Source organism: Rhizobium mayense (assembly GCF_030272705.1).
In the GTDB taxonomy this organism is placed as follows: domain Bacteria; phylum Pseudomonadota; class Alphaproteobacteria; order Rhizobiales; family Rhizobiaceae; genus Rhizobium; species Rhizobium mayense.
In genome coordinates this window covers 43,990-60,491 of the sequence record NZ_JARFYM010000012.1, presented here as the reverse complement: position 1 = coordinate 60,491, position 16,502 = coordinate 43,990, and the positions used below count along the sequence as shown (strand labels likewise).

Below are 16,502 nucleotides of genomic sequence, written 5' to 3'. Positions count from 1 at the left end.
GAAGAGCCCGGTGACCGGTCAGGCGGCGCCGCGAACGGCGATACCGTGTTCCTGGAAGTGCTGCTGCAATTCGCCCGCCTGGAACATTTCGCGCACGATGTCACAGCCGCCGACGAACTCGCCCTTTACATAAAGCTGGGGGATGGTGGGCCAATTGGAATAGTCCTTGATGCCCTGGCGAATTTCAGAATCGGCCAGAACATTGATGCCCTTATAATCGACGCCGATGTAGTCGAGGATCTGAACTACCTGGCCCGAGAAACCACACTGCGGAAACTGCGGGGTGCCCTTCATGAAGAGAACGACGTCGTTGTTCTTCACTTCGTTGTCGATGAATTCGTTAATGCCGCTCATATCTCGTCCTTTCACATGCGGGTTCAAGGTCCGCAGCTTCAAATCTCATCCTTAAATAGCAAGGTGAAGGTTCGATTTCCAGCCGCAATCATGCACCCGATATGTTTTTCATCGCATGAATGGGCTTTCGCGCAACAATGGTTCCGAATGATGGCGCAGCGTTGGAATTAGCAACTTTTCTTGAACAGTGCGTTTTGAAATTGCTTCTTCAACGCGGAAGCCGAATAACACACATAGGTGATAAGCAAGGGACGCTTAGTATCGTGCCGCAGAAGTCGTTTGACCAGTGGCAAGAGTTGTCAGGGCATGCCGCAGGGAGCGGCGTCGCGAGTACCAGTCCCTTTGCGAACATTGCTTTTTCAGGGAGTGGGCACCATGGGCCATCATCACTATTCCGACGGCCAGGTCGGCGAGGAGCGGGAATTCTACGGAGCTTCCGAGACGAGTGAAGGCGAGCGAGAATACTACGAACATGTCCGTACCCCCAGAGCATCGATGCTAAACAGCGCCATCACGGTCGGCGTCATCGTTTTGGTTCTCAGCATCGCCTTCGGCTATCGCACATCGACAACGCCGGTGGTAGCACAAGCTCAGGCCGCGCAGGCAGCACAAGCTCAGGCCGCGCAGGCAGCACAAGGTCAGGCGGCGCCTGTCCAGAGAATCATGACCGCTCCGCCGATCGATTCTTGTTCCGAACTTTCACCCTATGCCGGGCGCGATTGCTGACGTCAGAGATTCCTTAACCCTAACGCGGGAATCTCCCGCTTATTTCGCATTCTGTCGGCCATGAAAAAGCCGAAAGATCATGGTGTTGGCGGCATCCTATATCTAAATGTCGCTGCCAATACCCGCCGGGAACTAAGAACATAATGAACAGCATTAAAAAGAGGGTGGTCCTTCACTTCCCCGGCTTTGAACCGTTGGATGCCACGGCACATAGGGCCCGTTACGAGCGATCAGCAGAACAAAGTGCGGCTGTCTGGGACTTTTCGGTGGCGGTGGATACGCTTCGAAATTTCGGCAGGGCGCCATATTTCGACGTCAATACCAAGGGAACGGACTCGGAGACCCAGAGCCGAATCCACATACTCGACCATAACGATCTGGTTGCTCAGCTGAATGGGCGGCCTTTTTCTGTGCGGCTGGGGCAGGGCTATTTCGCCGCCGCCAGGGTCGCGTTCTCTGGCGGCCTGACGGGCTATTTCAGGCATGCCTGGCGGTTCGGCCTGTTCTTCATCTTTCCGTTCCTGCTGATGCTGGTTGGGCTATTGCTCAGCCTCTCCATCGCCGTCTCGCCCATCGTCTTCGGACTTCCGTCCTGGAGCCATATCGGCAGTATCGCTTTGGCCGTGGCTTTTTTCATCCATGTCTTCCTGCCACAGGCCGAGCGGCTGCATACGCTGCACCTCTTTTCCGACTGGGAAATGGCTGTCGCCATGGCGGGATTGAACGGGATCGGTGCCGAGCAGTGGATCGAAGCCTGCGCCATCAGTGCTCGCCAGGCGCTTGACGAGCCAGCCGACGAATATGTCATCTCGTCGCACAGCATGGGCTCGAGCGTCGCCGCCCACGTGATCGGGCTGCTGCTCGAGCGGGAGCCGGAATTGTTCCAAGGCAAGCGCGTGGTGTTCACCACGCTCGGCAGCGCCATCCTGCAATGCGCATTGTTGCGGCCTGCCGCCGTGCTGCGTTCGCGCGTCGGCCTGATAGCCCGCTGCCGAGAGATTTTCTGGCTTGATGTACACTGCCTGACCGACGCTATCCATTTCTATAAGACGAAGGTCGCCGCTGCCTGCGGACATGCGGACATAGCGCAGCCCACGATCATCTTCATTCGCTTCAAGAAAATGCTGACGTCGCAGCATTATGCCAAGATCAAGCGCGATTTCCTGCGCGTGCACAGGCAATATGTGCTCGGACCGGATATCCGAGCTCCATTCGATTTCACGCTTTTGACCGCCGGGCCGCTGTCGGCTTCGAGCTTTGCAACATTCACCTCGACCCACATGCTGGACCTGACTTTCGGGGCCGGCAATGACGAGGAAAACGCCCGTGTCTCGTCAGTCGGGCGCTGACGTCTGCAGCGCCAGGGCGTGGAGTACGCCGCCCATATTTCCCTTCAGCGCGTCATAGACCATCTGGTGTTGCTGCACACGGCTCTTGCCGCGGAAGGCTTCGGCCACGACTTCGGCCGCATAGTGGTCGCCATCCCCGGCCAGGTCGCGAATCGTCACCTTGGCGCCGGGAATGCCGGCCTTGATCATGTCTTCAATATCGCCGGGATTCATTGGCATCAGTGATTTACCTCACTTTTATTCGGCAGCGGCGAGTGCACTGCCATCCATGAAGGCAGGAAACCACGATTCATGCGCCTCGCGCAACTGTCGAACGGAAACGGACAGCAACCCGTCGATGGTAAGCGCATCGCCGCCGACCGTGCCGAGGGAACGGAAGGGCACACCGGCGCTTTCGGCATTGATGCAGATGAAATCGGCGACATCGGATGGCACCGCAACGACGTAACGCGCCTGGTCCTCGCCGAAGAGTACGGCATGGGGCAGACCCTTGGATTCAGCGAGATCGATGCGAAGACCCTTGCCCGATGCCATGGCCATTTCAGCCAGTGCGAGCACAAGACCGCCGGAGGAAATGTCATGGCAGGCAGTGACCTGGCCATTGCGGATGGCCGAACGGACAAAATCGCCGTTGCGACGTTCGGCGAAGAGGTCAACCTCCGGAGCCGGGCCGTCCGTCAGGCCAAGAATGTCGCGCAGATAGGCCGAGGAGCCGAGATGGCTGCCGTCGATACCGAACATGATGATCCGGTCGCCTTCCGAGGCCGACCCGATGCGCGCCATTGACTTCCAGTCCGGCAGAAGCCCGACACCGGCGATCGTCGGCGTCGGCAGGATCGCGATGCCGTTCGTCTCGTTATAAAGCGAGACATTGCCCGAGACGATCGGGAAATCGAGAGCCCGGCAGGCTTCGCCGATGCCTTTGATGGCGCCGACGAACTGGCCCATGATCTCGGGCTTTTCCGGATTGCCGAAATTCAGGTTGTCGGTCGCCGCAAGCGGCTCGGCGCCGGTTGCCGTGATGTTGCGCCAGCACTCTGCGACGGCCTGCTTGCCGCCTTCGAACGGATCGGCCTCGACATAGCGCGGCGTCACGTCGGAGGAGAAGGCGAGTGCTTTGGTTGGATGGCCTTCGACGCGGATGACACCGGCGTCGCCGCCCGGAAGCTGCAGGGAATTGCCCTGGATCAGCGTGTCGTATTGTTCGTAGACCCAGCGGCGGCTGGATTGATTGGGCGAGCCGACGAGCGTCAACAGCGCCTGGCCATAGTCCTCTGGGGCGGCGACGAGCTTGGCGGGCAGGTCGGCGCGCTTGTCGGATTCACGCCACGGCCGGTCATATTCCGGCGCCTGATCGCCGAGATCCTTGATCGGAAGGTTTGCCACTTCTTCGCCCTGGTGGATGACGCGGAAACGCAGATCGTCGGTGGTCTTGCCGACAATAGCGAAATCGAGACCCCATTTGACGAAGATTGCCTTGGCGACTGCTTCCTTTTCCGGCTGCAGCACCATGAGCATGCGCTCCTGGCTTTCCGACAGCATCATCTCATAGGCCGTCATCCGCTCTTCGCGTACAGGCACCTTGTCGAGATCGAGCTCGATGCCGAGGTCGCCCTTGGCGCCCATTTCGACGGCGGAGCAGGTGAGGCCGGCTGCACCCATGTCCTGGATCGCGATGACAGCACCGGTCTGCATCAGTTCAAGGCATGCCTCCAACAGGCACTTTTCAGTGAAGGGGTCGCCGACTTGAACGGTCGGCCGCTTTTCATCGATCGATTCATCGAATTCCGCCGAGGCCATGGTTGCGCCGCCGACACCATCGCGGCCGGTCTTGGCGCCAAGATAGACGACGGGCAGGCCGACGCCCTTGGCTTCCGACAGGAAGATGGCATTGGATTTGGCAAGGCCTGCCGCGAAGGCGTTGACCAGGATATTGCCGTTGTAGCGCGCATCGAATTCGACTTCACCACCGACGGTCGGCACACCGAAGGAATTGCCGTAGCCGCCGACGCCGGCGACGACGCCGGACACAAGATGGCGAGTCTTCGGATGATCCGGTTCGCCGAAACGCAGGGCGTTCATTGCCGCGATTGGCCGCGCGCCCATCGTGAAGACATCGCGCAGGATGCCGCCGACGCCGGTCGCCGCTCCCTGATAGGGCTCGATATAGGAGGGGTGGTTGTGGCTCTCCATCTTGAAGACGACGCAATCGCCATCGTCGATGTCGACTACGCCGGCGTTCTCACCGGGGCCCTGGATGACGCGTGGCCCTTTGGTCGGCAGGGTGCGAAGCCACTTCTTGGAGGACTTGTACGAGCAGTGCTCGTTCCACATGGCCGAGAAAATGCCGAGCTCGGTGAAGGTGGGCTCGCGGCCGATCAGATCCAGAATGCGCTGATACTCCTCCGGCTTCAGGCCGTGGGCGGTAATCAGTTCGGGGGTGATCTGGATCGAATTGGAAATGGTCATGGGCGCTCGATGGTCCTTGCCTGTAAAGGGTTTGAAGGCCGGTCAGGGGATCGAGGTCTCTTTAGCGCATGTGAACTTGCGGTGCGACAGGAAAATGACCGGCATTCACAATAGGTGAACGATCGTCGCTTCCAATTTCAATGGCCGCTCGGCGATCAGAACTTGTAGCCGACCAGCAGCCCGGCGCGCGTCATGCCGGCATTCGGTCCATCGCAAAGATTGGCGTGCGAGGAATGTGCCACTTGCGTCATCAGGCTCCAATGCTTGTCGAAATTGTAGCCGACCCCGGCATATTCGTGGAAGAGCACACGACAGCCGAGCATTGGGCCGGGTTCGGCCCAATCGTCGAGATTACCTGTGTGCACGACACCGCCGAAGCCGACTTCCGTGAAGATGCCGTTGCTGTGTGTCAGCGTCCAGGAGAGGCCGGTAAAGACTTGGGTCGCTGCTGAATCAGAGGTGCCGATCGAAGTGCCCAAATGACTGCGCGGGCGCAAAAGCTGATCTTTCCAACCGTCTGTCGGGTTGTAGCCAAAGGGATTGAAGAACACCTCGAATTCCGTGAACGCGCCGGCTTCGCGGTCATGCCCTGTCTGGATGGAGCCACTGGCGCCGAAGCGAAGTTCGTCGAATATTTTGATATTCGGGGCTGTTTGAGCATCCGCGGAAGCGGATTCCTCGGCGACAAAAAACTGCTCCAATCGTTACAATAGCTGTGATCACAAATTTCCAAAAGCGGCCGCCAGAGACAGCGTCAACAGCCATGCACCAACCCCAAAAGGCAAGCGATTCGCGATTCATTAACCAAGTGGCAGCATCGCGGGGGTCGAGGTAAAGCCGGTGAAATTATGTGACCGTGCATTTCCCCAAATCTGCTGCGGAACCGCAACAGTGCTGTCATAAACGGCCGTGAGACAGCCCTCATATGTGGCTGTCGTAACCCGCTGAGCCGTTGTCCAGAAGGTGGCGTAATATCATGAATCCACTCGCGACATCGTCGCGTCGCGGCGGTGAGGAAAACGCGACGCGGACGCGATGATAGGCCTTGTCCGTGCGGGCGGCTTTGAACTCGTCCTCATCGTCGACGAGCACGCCCTCTGCCAAGGCAGCATTCTTGAACGTGCCGGAAAGCCAGGGCTCGGGTAGTTTGAGCCAAAGAAAGGGGACGTGCGGATGCGAGGTGAATTCAAAGCCCGACAGCGCTTCCCGCGCCAACTGTTCGCGAGCGCGGATTTCCTCGACTGCCTGACGACGCAGCGCCAGCGCGTGACCGCCAAGCACCAGCCGAGCACAGGTTTCAGCCAGGATGAAGGGGAGGCCGCCGGTCGTCATCTTGTGGGTGACCTTGATGCGTTGGGCGAAATGCTGCGGGCAGGCGACCCAGCCGCCGCGCACGCCGGCGGTCACCGATTTTGACAGGCCGCTGACCAGGAAGGTGCGTTCAGGCGCAATAGCTGCCATCAGCGGATTCTGATCTTCGGTCATGCCGCCATAGAGATCGTCTTCGATCAGCCAGACGCTGTGGCGGCGCGCTATCGCGGCGATGGCGCGACGGCGCGCCTCCGGCATGGTCACCAGCGTCGGATTGTGCGTCGTCGGCATCAGGAAAGCCAGACGCGGATGCTGCTGCTGGCAGAGGCGTTCGAAATCGTCGGGAATAATGCCGTGCTCGTCGGAATCCACCAGCACCGAGCGGCGGCCGAGGAGACGGGTGGCGCGGCTGACCTGCGTATAGGTCAGGTTCTCGAAAACGATCTTGTCGCCGGGAGAGGTGACGGCGGAGATAACGGCGATGGCGGCGGCATGGGCGCCGAGCGTCGGCACGATGGTTTCGATTGCCGGCTGCCAACCGTTACGGGCAAGCCAGACCTGGCCGGCACGAAACCAGTTTGCCGGAAAATTGCGCGAATAAGAGGAAATCTCTGTCTGGTGGTCGCGGCTGATATCCGCGAAGAGCCGACCGATAACCTCGCCCTGGCCGATGTCGGGTGCTGCTGTCGTGTCGAAGCGGATCTTGTCGCCGGGAGCCTCAAGACCGCGAGTCCCGGCGAGCGCCTGCGTGATCGGGTCAACCTGCTCTATCTGTTTGCCGTTGGCGCGCTCGAGCACATAGGTGCCGCGGCCGACCTCACCGGCGACGAGGCCGCGCTCATGCACGAGCGCATAGGCGCGGCTGACCGTGCCAATCGTCACTCCGATATCGTAGGCGAGATTGCGCTGCGGCGGCAGTTTCGTGCCCGGCGGCAGCACGCCGTGGGTGATCGCGTTCTCGATGCTGTCGGCGACACGGATGTAAACCGGTCCGGTCCCGTTCGATATGTCAGGCAGCCAATTTGTCATAATGACAATTTCTTAGATTGCTTCGCCGATAGAGTCAATATTATGAGCAATTTGTGTCGTTTGGCTCGATACCTCCCATTTGTCACGATCAAGCGAGCAAATAAATGGATACAATAGAGACAATTCACATCGAAGAGTGCACCCTGGCTGACGCGGGAAGGCCGCGCACCTACGCGCAGATTTCGCAATTGGCACGTCGTCTTCTCGATGCTTTTGCACTCTGGATGCAGAAGCGAGAAAGTCGTTGGACCTTGCGTTATCTGACGGACAACGAGTTGCGCGACATTGGCCTGACCCGAGGGGAGGCCGTGGACGAGGTGAACAAATCGTTTTTCTGGGATTGATGAGGTGGCGAGAGGAGACTGTGTAGAGATCAAAGCGGATGGCGCCTAGGCGCTATTCAACGTGGAAAGTACGAAGTCCGCACGCTCCTCGACATGCACCTTCGGCAAGATGTGAACCTGATAACCGAGCGACGGATAAACCATGCGCAGCCGGTCATATTCCGCGACGGCTGCCGAAAGATCATGCCTTCGCTCGCGGTCCGCGACATATATTTCCGGCCACGGCGGCGTCAGGAACACATGCTTGTTATAACGATGGAACTGACGCAGCGCGGCCAAAGTGGCTTCGCCGGTCAGGTGCTGCAGCGCCGCGGCGGCATCGATCAGGCCCCGGTCGAAGAATACCAGGCCGGGAGCGAAGGCGGCCGAGGAACGATCGGCAATGGACATCTCCATCGCTCGGCGCGCGAAGGCGGGGGCGTCGGCCCACGGCAAAGCCGAACCGCCGCTACCCAATTCCTCGACGACGATCCGACGCCCGGGTTCCTCCACGACCTGGTGGCCACGGCGCCTAAGCTCTTCAAGCAGCGTCGACTTGCCTCCGCCGGAACATCCGGAAATGACAATAAATCGATCCAAGGCAGACATCTCCAAAATTGCGGGCCACCCCTGATTCATGCTCGCGCTTGGATGACGATGCAGGCTTCGCAGATGCAGGCTGCGCATTAGAAACCCTACACGCGACCGTGGCGCAGATGCCGTTGGGACGCTGGTCAATCGCGGGAGCTAAGCTTCCGCTCATTTCATCGACGCAAAAGTCAGGCCCTTATTCAGCCATCTCATTGGCTCATCTCGATGATGATTTCATCGCGCCCCAAACTCAACGTTACGCCGGCATCCTTGCCCTTGAGATGCATGATGACGCCGGCCTTGTTCTGTAGCCACAGTTCACTATTGCCGCTTGTCTCAACACCTACAGGCCCGGTGCCTTGCGCGTAAGGGCCGGGGAAATCTGAAAGGTTGTTGAGCTTATAGACGTCACCGGCGACCTCCAGTCTGGATACACTGCCGGGTCCTATAACGGTGCCTAAAAGCTTGAATGGATAGGTTTGGCCGCGGAATGTGAGAACACCTTGCCCAGCACCGACCCCGCCTACGAACGTTTCGGTGAGGCTGACTGTGCCCGAAGGTGCAAGGCGGGCTATGCTCTGAGCGGTCGGAACGGTCATTGGAACTGGAGAGGACGTACTACAACCTGTCGCTGCAAGCATGGCCGCCGCGACAGCGGCGGCGGAAGCCGCCAGGAAAAAGGTCCTTCGGGTAGTCATATCGCAATCCTCCAAATCACTTGCCGTTTTTTTCCTTGCGGTATGTCTGGCGGATCGGTTGATGGCGCGGAATGTAATTAACTGTTAGCTACGTGGAGTTGCACCAGTTTGCTTCAGTTCGCGATGACGAGGCGTTTGTGAGAGCCGGCACGCTGGTCTCTGGCCACGGGCGTTCGCAATCGGCATGTGAAGGACAGCCAACTTCGGTGAACATCGCGCCGCGATCGCATAGTGCTTTGGGTCGGTGGCGCCTCAGCAACCCTTCGTGCCTGCCGCCCAGCGGTTGACATCGCCGGTGATGCGGCCGCCGGAGGCGCCTGACATCATGGGGCCGAAGGCCTGCAACTGCGCCGGGTTGCCTTCGGCTTGGACCACGAGAGATGGCCGGCCCGTCGGATGTTTCTTGTCGACCACGAGAATGCGCGGACGGCCGGTGTAGGAATTCAGCTCGGGGGCGAGCTGGTAACCCGCAAAGGCCGGATCGGCCGATTTGAACCAGCAGGCATTCGCGCTGAGCATGACGCGTTCCATCGTCGACAAAGCGCTATGCTGATCTGTCGTTACCGTCGGAGCGTGTGTCCCACAGGACGTAACGAGCAGGCCAAGCGCTGTGAGAGTGGCGGCAGAATACAATCCGGTAACGAGGTGAGGGCGCATCAATCTCTCTTCCAATAAATCGGTTAGGGCAGCTCTTGGCTTGTGATGGTGTGAAGCGAAACCCTTCCGGCGCCTTGTTCGCGACAAAACGCCGTCCGGTATGGCAATCCTGCTATCGGTGTGAATACACCGCCTCAGGCGGCAATAACGTCGAGGGCGGAGGCAAAGAGGCCGCGACCGTCGGAGCCGCCGTGGGCCGCTTCGATCAGGTTCTCCGGATGCGGCATCATGCCAAGCACATTGCCCTTGGCATTGATTACGGCGGCGATATCGTTGATGGAGCCGTTCGGATTGGTGCCTTCAGCGTAGCGGAACACCACCTGGCCGTTGCCTTCGATTGCCGCCAGCGTCTCCGCGTCGGCAAAATAGTTGCCGTCATGGTGAGCGATCGGGCAGCGGATCACCTGGCCCTTAGCATAGGCGCGGGTAAAATCGGTTTCGGCGTTGACGACCTCGAGCTTGATCTCGCGGCAGACGAATTTCAGCGAGGCGTTGCGCATCAGCGCACCGGGCAACATGCCGGCTTCCAACAGAATTTGGAAACCGTTGCAGACGCCGAGAACCTTGACGCCCTTGTCGGCCTTCTCCTTGATGGCCTGCATGACCGGCATGCGAGCCGCGATCGCGCCGCAGCGCAGATAATCGCCATAAGAAAAGCCACCGGGAATGACGATCAGGTCGACATCCGGGATCTCGGTTTCGGTCTGCCAGACCGTGATGGGCGCGTTGCCGGAAATCTTGGTCAGCGCCGCGATCATGTCACGGTCGCGATTGAGGCCGGGGAGTTGAACGACTGCTGATTTCATGATGCTGGTCCCGCAATAGGCGAAGAGTAGTCGGCGGAATGTTCTTGGTGAGCCATACTCCATTGCCTAAAGCAAAGGAAGGACGGCTCGCGAAAGAAGACAATCAGTCGATCGAAATGCTGAAGTTCTCGATCACCGTGTTGGCGAGGAGCTTTTCGCACATGGCTTTCAACTCCGCTTCGGCCTTGGCCCTGTCGGCGCCGTCAAGTTCGAGGTCGAAAACCTTGCCCTGGCGGACCTGATGGACGCCGTCAAAGCCGAGAGCGCCGAGAGCGCCTTCGATTGCCTTGCCCTGCGGATCGAGAACGCCGTTTTTCAGCGTGACGGTAACACGAGCCTTGATCACGATTTTCCTTCCTGCGCTTACTTGACGAGAACCGGGCCCGTGCCGCGCACGGGTTCGTTTTCATTGATGATGCCGAGCCGGCGGGCGACCTCGGAATAGGCTTCCAGCAGGCCGCCCATGTCGCGGCGGAAGCGGTCCTTGTCCATCTTTTCGTGGGTTTCGATATCCCAGAGACGGCAGGAGTCCGGCGAGATTTCGTCGGCGAGGATGATGCGCATCATGTCGCCTTCGAACAGGCGGCCGCATTCGATCTTGAAATCGACGAGCTGGATACCGACGCCGAGGAAGAGGCCGGTCATGAAATCGTTGACGCGAATGGCGAGTGCCATGATGTCGTCAAGCTCGGCCGGATTGGCCCAACCGAAAGCTGTAATGTGCTCTTCCGAGACCATCGGGTCTTCGAGCGCGTCGGACTTGTAGTAGAATTCGATGATCGAGCGCGGCAGCACGACACCTTCCTCGATGCCGAGGCGCTTGGAGAGCGAGCCGGCGGCGACGTTGCGCACGACGATCTCGAGCGGAATCATCTCCACTTCCTTGATCAGCTGCTCGCGCATGTTGAGGCGGCGGATGAAGTGCGTGGGAATACCGATCTTGTTCAGATGGCTGAAAATATACTCGCAAATACGATTGTTCAGAACGCCCTTGCCATCGATGACTTCGTGTTTCTTCTTGTTGAAGGCGGTGGCGTCATCCTTGAAAAACTGGATCAGCGTGCCCGGCTCAGGCCCTTCGTAAAGGATCTTGGCCTTGCCTTCGTAAATACGGCGGCGACGGTTCATCGGTAATGTTCTCTGTGGTTGGCGCTCTCGGGATAGCGCAAGTGGATCATATGTGGGCGTCCCCATAACGGATAAGAAGCGAATTCACAATCCGCCTGCGCCTCCTTCCTAGGAATTCAAGCTTTGGTTCTATACCAATGCGAGAATCGCGATCCTGTCCTCTCATGTTCTACAGGCTTTTATTTGACGGTGGAATGAAGCCGCCTCGTACTTCACAGGCTAGTGAGCCGGCTTAGGCCATTGTATCACGCCTGGCCGCAATCATGGCTTGAGGTTGCCGAGAAACTTGGCAAAGACCATCGTGCCTTCCGGCCAGGGGCCATGGCCGGAATCGGCATTGATATGGCCGGCCTCGCCGGCGTCGATCAGCAGCGAACCCCAGCTTCCGGCCACGTCGTCGGCGTGCTCGTAGCTGCCGAAGGGATCGTTGCGGCTGGCGATGGTGATCGACGGAAATGGTAGGGGATCACGCGGGTAGGGACCGAACGTCATCAGATGCTTCGGCCTGATCTTCGGATTGGCGACATCGGGCGGGGCGACAAAGAAGGCGCCGGCGACCTTGTTGCGGAAATGCGGGATCGCGTGGATCACCGAGGGTACGCCAAGCGAATGCGCCACCAGCACCGCCGGCCGGCTCGAGGCATTCACTTCTTCGGCAATGCGGGCAACCCAATCCTCGCGCACAGGCTTCGACCATTCGGCCTGCTCCACCCGTCGCGCCGTGGACAGTTTCTGTTCCCAGCGTGTCTGCCAGTGTTCCGGACCGGAGTTGGTGTATCCGGGGATGATGAGGATATCTGCGTCGGAAGCTTTCATAGCCGCCGATGTGGAAAGAGAGGACGCGGCTGTCAAGGGAAAAGGCGACAATCGCGGCAAAATTTGCTAGCATCCCGACCTGCCGGTAGCGATTGATGATGTCGGCGCCTCTTCTGCCCGACGTTTTCGTGCCGCCAGCTGGATAGATATTGGCTGAGGAGGAGGAATACTATGGCGGCATTTCATGTCATGGCCGGTGCAAACAACAGCTTTACGCGTCCGGCCATCCGCAAGATCGGCATAATCGATCTCGTCGACGCCCTGAAACTGGGGCTGGACGATTTCAGCGAAAAACCATCGCATTACGTATTCCTATGTCTCATGTATCCGATCGCGGGCATAGCGCTGGTGGTCTGGAGCTCCGGCGAAAATCTGCTGCCGTTGCTCTTTCCGCTGATGTCCGGTTTCGCGCTGCTTGGACCATTGGCGGCGATCGGCCTCTATGAGATCAGCCGACGGCGGGAGATGGGGCTGGATACCTCCTGGCGACATGCTTTCGACGTGCGCTTTTCTCCGGCTTTGCCGTCCATCATTGCGGTCGGCGTCATGCTGTTCGGCTTCTTCATCGTCTGGCTGGTCGTGGCGCAGACGATCTATACCGCCTATTTCGGCGACAGCGTGCCGGCGACACTGGCATCCTTCGTGTCGAACGTACTGTCCACGCCTGAGGGCAAGGGGATGATCTTCTGGGGTAATCTCATCGGCTTCGTCTTTGCACTCATCGTGCTGGCGACAACGGTGATTACATTCCCGCTGCTGCTCGACCGCGATATCGGCGCCGTCGCCGCAATCGATGCCAGCATCCGCGCGACGCTGATCAATCCGGTGCCGGTGGCGATCTGGGGTCTCATCGTGGCCGCGCTTCTTGTCATCGGTACGATCCCGATCTTTGCGGGACTGGCCGTAATCATGCCTATTCTCGGGCATGCCACATGGCATCTTTATCGCAAACTCGTTGCACCGGCCGCCGAGAGCCAATTTCGGCCCTAATACGGTTCCAGTCGATCGAGTGGAACCGCCAATCACTTTGCAACGTTGATCTGCATCACCTCGCGCGCATCGTCCCAACGAATTCGGGAGATGCGTGCGAACTAGGCTTAGATCCTTGCATGTCCGTTCCGGACATGCGGCTCAGCCGGAGATGCGGATCATGGCGGAGATGCGGCATATTTTCTCCCGTTTTGCAGCCGTCGTTTCGGAGTGGACGGGAAAACCGGTTGTTTTCATATTGGCTCTGCTGTCGGTAGTTATCTGGAGTATCACCGGGCCGATCTTCGATTATTCCGAAAACTGGCAACTGGTCATCAACACCGGCACGACCATCGTCACCTTTCTGATGGTCTTCCTCCTGCAGAACGCCCAGACGCGCGACACCCGCGCCATTCAAGCCAAGCTCAACGAACTCATCCTCACCAGCGCCGCGGAAAACCGTTTCGTCGGCATTGAAAACCTCGACGAAGAAGATTTGAAACATCTCGATCGATTGGTGGAGAAGGCCGCTAAACGCGGTGGAAACAGGCCAGTCAGCAACAAGGAAGAGGACGAGACCGTCGGCAAGCCGCGCGTAAAACAGAAAGGGCGGCGCGTCGCCAGCACCACCCCTTCAGACATAGACCAATAAATTGGTCAGGCCTTAGCCAAACACACGCTTGAAGATCGTGTCGACGTGCTTGGTATGATAGCCCAAATCGAACTTTTCGCGGATATCCTCTTCGGATAGCGCTGCGCGGACTTCCTGGTCTGCGAGCAGTTCCTCGAGGAAATCCTTGCCTTGTTCCCAGACCTTCATGGCGTTGCGCTGGACGAGACGATAGGCATCTTCGCGGGAAACGCCGGCCTGGGTCAGCGCCAGCAGCACGCGCTGCGAATGAACAAGCCCGCGGAACTTGTTCAGATTCTTCATCATGTTGTCCGGATAGACCAAGAGCTTGTCGACGACGCTGGTGAGCCGCGCGAGCGCGAAATCAAGCGTCACCGTAGCATCTGGGCCGATCATGCGCTCGACGGAAGAGTGGGAAATATCGCGCTCATGCCAGAGCGCCACATTCTCCATCGCCGGCGTGGCGTAGGAGCGGACCATGCGCGCAAGGCCGGTCAGGTTTTCGGTCAGCACCGGATTGCGCTTGTGCGGCATGGCCGACGAGCCCTTCTGGCCGGGGGAGAAATATTCCTCGGCCTCCAGCACCTCGGTGCGCTGCAGATGGCGGATTTCCACAGAAAGACGTTCGATCGAAGAGGCGACGACGCCGAGCGTGGCGAAGAACATGGCGTGACGGTCACGCGGAATGACCTGCGTCGACACCGGCTCCGGCTTCAGGCCTAACGCGGCCGCGACGTGTTCCTCAACACGCGGGTCGATATTGGCGAAGGTGCCGACAGCGCCGGAGATGGCGCAGGTGGCGACTTCTTCGCGCGCAGCGATCAGGCGCTGTTTGCAGCGCTCGAATTCGGCATAGGCGAGCGCCAGCTTGACGCCGAAGGTGGTCGGTTCGGCATGGATGCCGTGCGAGCGGCCGATCGTGACGGTGTCCTTGTGCTCGAAAGCGCGGCGCTTGAGCGCGTCCAACAGCTTGTCGACATCGGCCAGCAGGATATCGGTGGCACGCACCAGCTGGATGTTGAAGCAGGTGTCGAGCACGTCGGAGGAAGTCATGCCCTGGTGCACGAAGCGGGCATCGGGACCGACGATTTCGGCAAGATGCGTCAGAAAGGCAATGACGTCGTGCTTGGTGACGGCTTCAATCTCATCGATGCGGGCAACGTCAAAAGTTGCCTTGCCGCCCTTTTCCCAGATGGTCTCCGCTGCAGATTTCGGGATGACGCCAAGTTCAGCCAGAGCATCGCAAGCATGGGCCTCGATCTCGAACCAGATACGGAACTTGGTTTCGGGCGACCAGATGGCGACCATTTCCGGTCGGGAGTAGCGCGGGATCATGGGCTCAAGCTTTCTTCGGTAAGGGGAAACAAATCCTCGGCGCCCCATAACAAAGACGGGAGGCAATCTCAATGTTTCTTGGCTCAATCTTTCGTTCGATTCAACGCATATGTCTGGCGAGATAAAAGCTAACCGCCACCAGGACGACGAAGCCGAACGGCAGAAACAGGCCAAGGCCGAGGATCGCAAACTGATAGACCGCGCTGGCGCTGGTAAAGACAAACTGAAATGCCCAAACGAGCGTGCCGAAGGGGGCATGCCAGCGAGCATAGAACCAGCGATAGTCCATGGCGAAGAGAAAGGCGGTCATGGCGACGGTGCCCAGCGACAGCGTCAGGAAGAAAGCTGCAAAACGCCCTTCGAGTGGCCGGCGATGCGCGAGCAGACGCGCCAGCGGCAGCATGAGCGGCCAAGCAAACGCCCCGCTGAGGAAATAAACCATCGTAAGAGCGGGCACGTGGCTCGTCAGAAGACCGTTGCGCAGATAGAGCGCCGATAGCGCGGAGCCTGCCATTGCAGCGCCCCAACAGAACGCTCCGAACAAGAGCAGTCGAGAAGACGGGATGGCCGCTCTCAGCCGCCCGGTCGTCGCAACAGCGCTCGCCGGATTAATTTGATCCAACGCGGCCTCGTTCTGCCGCGGCGCGTAGGCCGGAAACCGTTTGCCGGTAAGCTTCGACCGATTCACCCTTGAAGATCGCCGAGCCGGCGACGAGGACATTGGCGCCGGCGGCGGTGACGATCGGCGCCGTGTCGACGGTGACGCCGCCATCGACTTCGAGCTCGATCGGGCGGTCCCCGATCAGCAACCGCGCATCGCGGATCTTGTCGGCCATGGCGGGAATGAACTTTTGGCCGCCGAAGCCGGGATTGACCGACATGATGAGGATCAGATCGACATCATCCAGCACGTTTTCCAGAACAGAAAGCGGCGTTGCCGGATTGAGGGTTACGCCGACTTTCTTGCCGAGATGGCGGATGGCTTGCAGCGAACGGTGCAGATGCGGGCCGGATTCGGCGTGGACGGTGATCCGATCGCAGCCGGCCTTGGCGAAGGCTTCAAGATAGGGATCGGCGGGCGAGATCATCAGGTGGCAGTCGAAGGTCACATTTGTATAAGAACGCAGCGACTTGATGACATCGGGGCCGAAGGAAATATTCGGCACGAAATGTCCGTCCATGACGTCGAGATGGATCCAGTCCGCCCCGGCTTCGGTCACATCTTTGACTTCCTGCCCAAGCTTGGCGAAATCGGCCGCGAGGATGGAGGGAGCAATGCGAATCGGCAAGGTCATGAGATGGCTGAACTC

Annotated in this window: 20 protein-coding genes; 5 read left to right on the top strand and 15 right to left on the bottom strand. The window is 59.2% G+C overall.

The window, feature by feature from the left end; translation table 11 throughout:
- Nucleotides 1-18: 18 nt before the first annotated feature.
- A complete protein-coding gene (gene grxD / locus PY649_RS16695) occupies nucleotides 19-354 on the bottom strand; it encodes a Grx4 family monothiol glutaredoxin (protein WP_285869682.1) in 336 nt (111 codons plus the stop codon).
- 375 nt (nucleotides 355-729) lie between these two features.
- Here grxD and PY649_RS16690 point away from each other — a divergent pair, with 375 nt between their 5' ends.
- Complete coding sequence (locus PY649_RS16690; protein WP_285869681.1) at nucleotides 730-1,080, top strand: hypothetical protein; 351 nt, start codon at nucleotides 730-732, stop codon at nucleotides 1,078-1,080.
- Nucleotides 1,081-1,223: 143 nt separating this feature from the next.
- Nucleotides 1,224-2,429, top strand: a complete 1,206-nt coding sequence (locus PY649_RS16685) for a hypothetical protein (protein WP_285869680.1) — start codon at nucleotides 1,224-1,226, stop codon at nucleotides 2,427-2,429.
- Here PY649_RS16685 and PY649_RS16680 read toward each other — a convergent pair.
- The 4 genes from PY649_RS16680 to PY649_RS16665 all read right to left on the bottom strand — a co-directional run bounded on the left by PY649_RS16680 (nucleotide 2,415) and on the right by PY649_RS16665 (nucleotide 7,238).
- Nucleotides 2,415-2,648, bottom strand: a complete 234-nt coding sequence (locus tag PY649_RS16680) for a BolA family protein (RefSeq protein WP_004108912.1) — start codon at nucleotides 2,646-2,648, stop codon at nucleotides 2,415-2,417. The genes PY649_RS16685 and PY649_RS16680 overlap by 15 nt on opposite strands.
- An 18-nt stretch (nucleotides 2,649-2,666) precedes the next feature.
- Nucleotides 2,667-4,898: a phosphoribosylformylglycinamidine synthase subunit PurL gene (purL, locus tag PY649_RS16675; RefSeq protein WP_285869679.1), complete on the bottom strand. Its 2,232-nt coding sequence runs from the start codon at nucleotides 4,896-4,898 to the stop codon at nucleotides 2,667-2,669.
- A 155-nt stretch (nucleotides 4,899-5,053) separates the two neighbouring features.
- Nucleotides 5,054-5,539, bottom strand: coding sequence for an acyloxyacyl hydrolase (locus PY649_RS16670; protein ID WP_285869763.1), 486 nt, complete (start codon nucleotides 5,537-5,539; stop codon nucleotides 5,054-5,056).
- 280 nt (nucleotides 5,540-5,819) lie between these two features.
- Nucleotides 5,820-7,238, bottom strand: coding sequence for an aminotransferase-like domain-containing protein (locus PY649_RS16665; RefSeq protein WP_285869676.1), 1,419 nt, complete (start codon nucleotides 7,236-7,238; stop codon nucleotides 5,820-5,822).
- A 104-nt stretch (nucleotides 7,239-7,342) separates the two neighbouring features.
- Between PY649_RS16665 and PY649_RS16660 the strand changes: the two genes are divergently transcribed.
- Complete coding sequence (locus PY649_RS16660) at nucleotides 7,343-7,582, top strand: DUF1127 domain-containing protein (protein ID WP_285869675.1); 240 nt, start codon at nucleotides 7,343-7,345, stop codon at nucleotides 7,580-7,582.
- Between the two features lie 45 nt (nucleotides 7,583-7,627).
- Here the strand turns inward: PY649_RS16660 and PY649_RS16655 are convergent, their stop codons facing one another.
- The 7 genes from PY649_RS16655 to PY649_RS16625 all read right to left on the bottom strand — a co-directional run bounded on the left by PY649_RS16655 (nucleotide 7,628) and on the right by PY649_RS16625 (nucleotide 12,257).
- A complete protein-coding gene (locus PY649_RS16655) occupies nucleotides 7,628-8,161 on the bottom strand; it encodes an AAA family ATPase (protein WP_285869674.1) in 534 nt (177 codons plus the stop codon).
- Between the two features lie 200 nt (nucleotides 8,162-8,361).
- Complete coding sequence (locus tag PY649_RS16650) at nucleotides 8,362-8,850, bottom strand: hypothetical protein (RefSeq protein ID WP_285869673.1); 489 nt, start codon at nucleotides 8,848-8,850, stop codon at nucleotides 8,362-8,364.
- A gap of 252 nt (nucleotides 8,851-9,102) precedes the next feature.
- Nucleotides 9,103-9,507 carry a hypothetical protein gene (locus PY649_RS16645; protein WP_285869672.1) on the bottom strand — a complete coding sequence of 135 codons (405 nt, stop codon included), beginning with the start codon at nucleotides 9,505-9,507 and terminating at the stop codon, nucleotides 9,103-9,105.
- A 134-nt stretch (nucleotides 9,508-9,641) separates the two neighbouring features.
- On the bottom strand, nucleotides 9,642-10,313 hold the full coding sequence (gene purQ / locus PY649_RS16640; RefSeq protein ID WP_285869671.1) for a phosphoribosylformylglycinamidine synthase subunit PurQ: 672 nt from the start codon (nucleotides 10,311-10,313) through the stop codon (nucleotides 9,642-9,644).
- A gap of 103 nt (nucleotides 10,314-10,416) precedes the next feature.
- On the bottom strand, nucleotides 10,417-10,659 hold the full coding sequence (purS, locus tag PY649_RS16635; RefSeq protein ID WP_283058429.1) for a phosphoribosylformylglycinamidine synthase subunit PurS: 243 nt from the start codon (nucleotides 10,657-10,659) through the stop codon (nucleotides 10,417-10,419).
- Between the two features lie 17 nt (nucleotides 10,660-10,676).
- Entirely contained in the window at nucleotides 10,677-11,441 is a 765-nt protein-coding gene (purC, locus tag PY649_RS16630) for a phosphoribosylaminoimidazolesuccinocarboxamide synthase (RefSeq protein WP_004108877.1), read from the bottom strand.
- A 261-nt stretch (nucleotides 11,442-11,702) separates the two neighbouring features.
- Nucleotides 11,703-12,257, bottom strand: a complete 555-nt coding sequence (locus tag PY649_RS16625) for an RBBP9/YdeN family alpha/beta hydrolase (RefSeq protein ID WP_285869667.1) — start codon at nucleotides 12,255-12,257, stop codon at nucleotides 11,703-11,705.
- Between the two features lie 171 nt (nucleotides 12,258-12,428).
- Between PY649_RS16625 and PY649_RS16620 the strand changes: the two genes are divergently transcribed.
- Nucleotides 12,429-13,247, top strand: coding sequence for a DUF2189 domain-containing protein (locus PY649_RS16620; RefSeq protein ID WP_285869665.1), 819 nt, complete (start codon nucleotides 12,429-12,431; stop codon nucleotides 13,245-13,247).
- A gap of 160 nt (nucleotides 13,248-13,407) precedes the next feature.
- Entirely contained in the window at nucleotides 13,408-13,878 is a 471-nt protein-coding gene (locus PY649_RS16615; protein ID WP_285869664.1) for a low affinity iron permease family protein, read from the top strand.
- 12 nt (nucleotides 13,879-13,890) lie between these two features.
- Here the strand turns inward: PY649_RS16615 and purB are convergent, their stop codons facing one another.
- The 3 genes from purB to rpe form a co-directional block, all read right to left on the bottom strand.
- Nucleotides 13,891-15,192: an adenylosuccinate lyase gene (gene purB, locus PY649_RS16610; protein WP_285869663.1), complete on the bottom strand. Its 1,302-nt coding sequence runs from the start codon at nucleotides 15,190-15,192 to the stop codon at nucleotides 13,891-13,893.
- Between the two features lie 100 nt (nucleotides 15,193-15,292).
- A complete protein-coding gene (locus tag PY649_RS16605) occupies nucleotides 15,293-15,814 on the bottom strand; it encodes a hypothetical protein (protein ID WP_285869662.1) in 522 nt (173 codons plus the stop codon).
- Complete coding sequence (gene rpe, locus PY649_RS16600) at nucleotides 15,801-16,487, bottom strand: ribulose-phosphate 3-epimerase (RefSeq protein ID WP_285869660.1); 687 nt, start codon at nucleotides 16,485-16,487, stop codon at nucleotides 15,801-15,803. Before rpe ends, PY649_RS16605 begins: the two co-directional genes overlap by 14 nt.
- Between the last annotated feature and the right edge of the window lie 15 nt (nucleotides 16,488-16,502).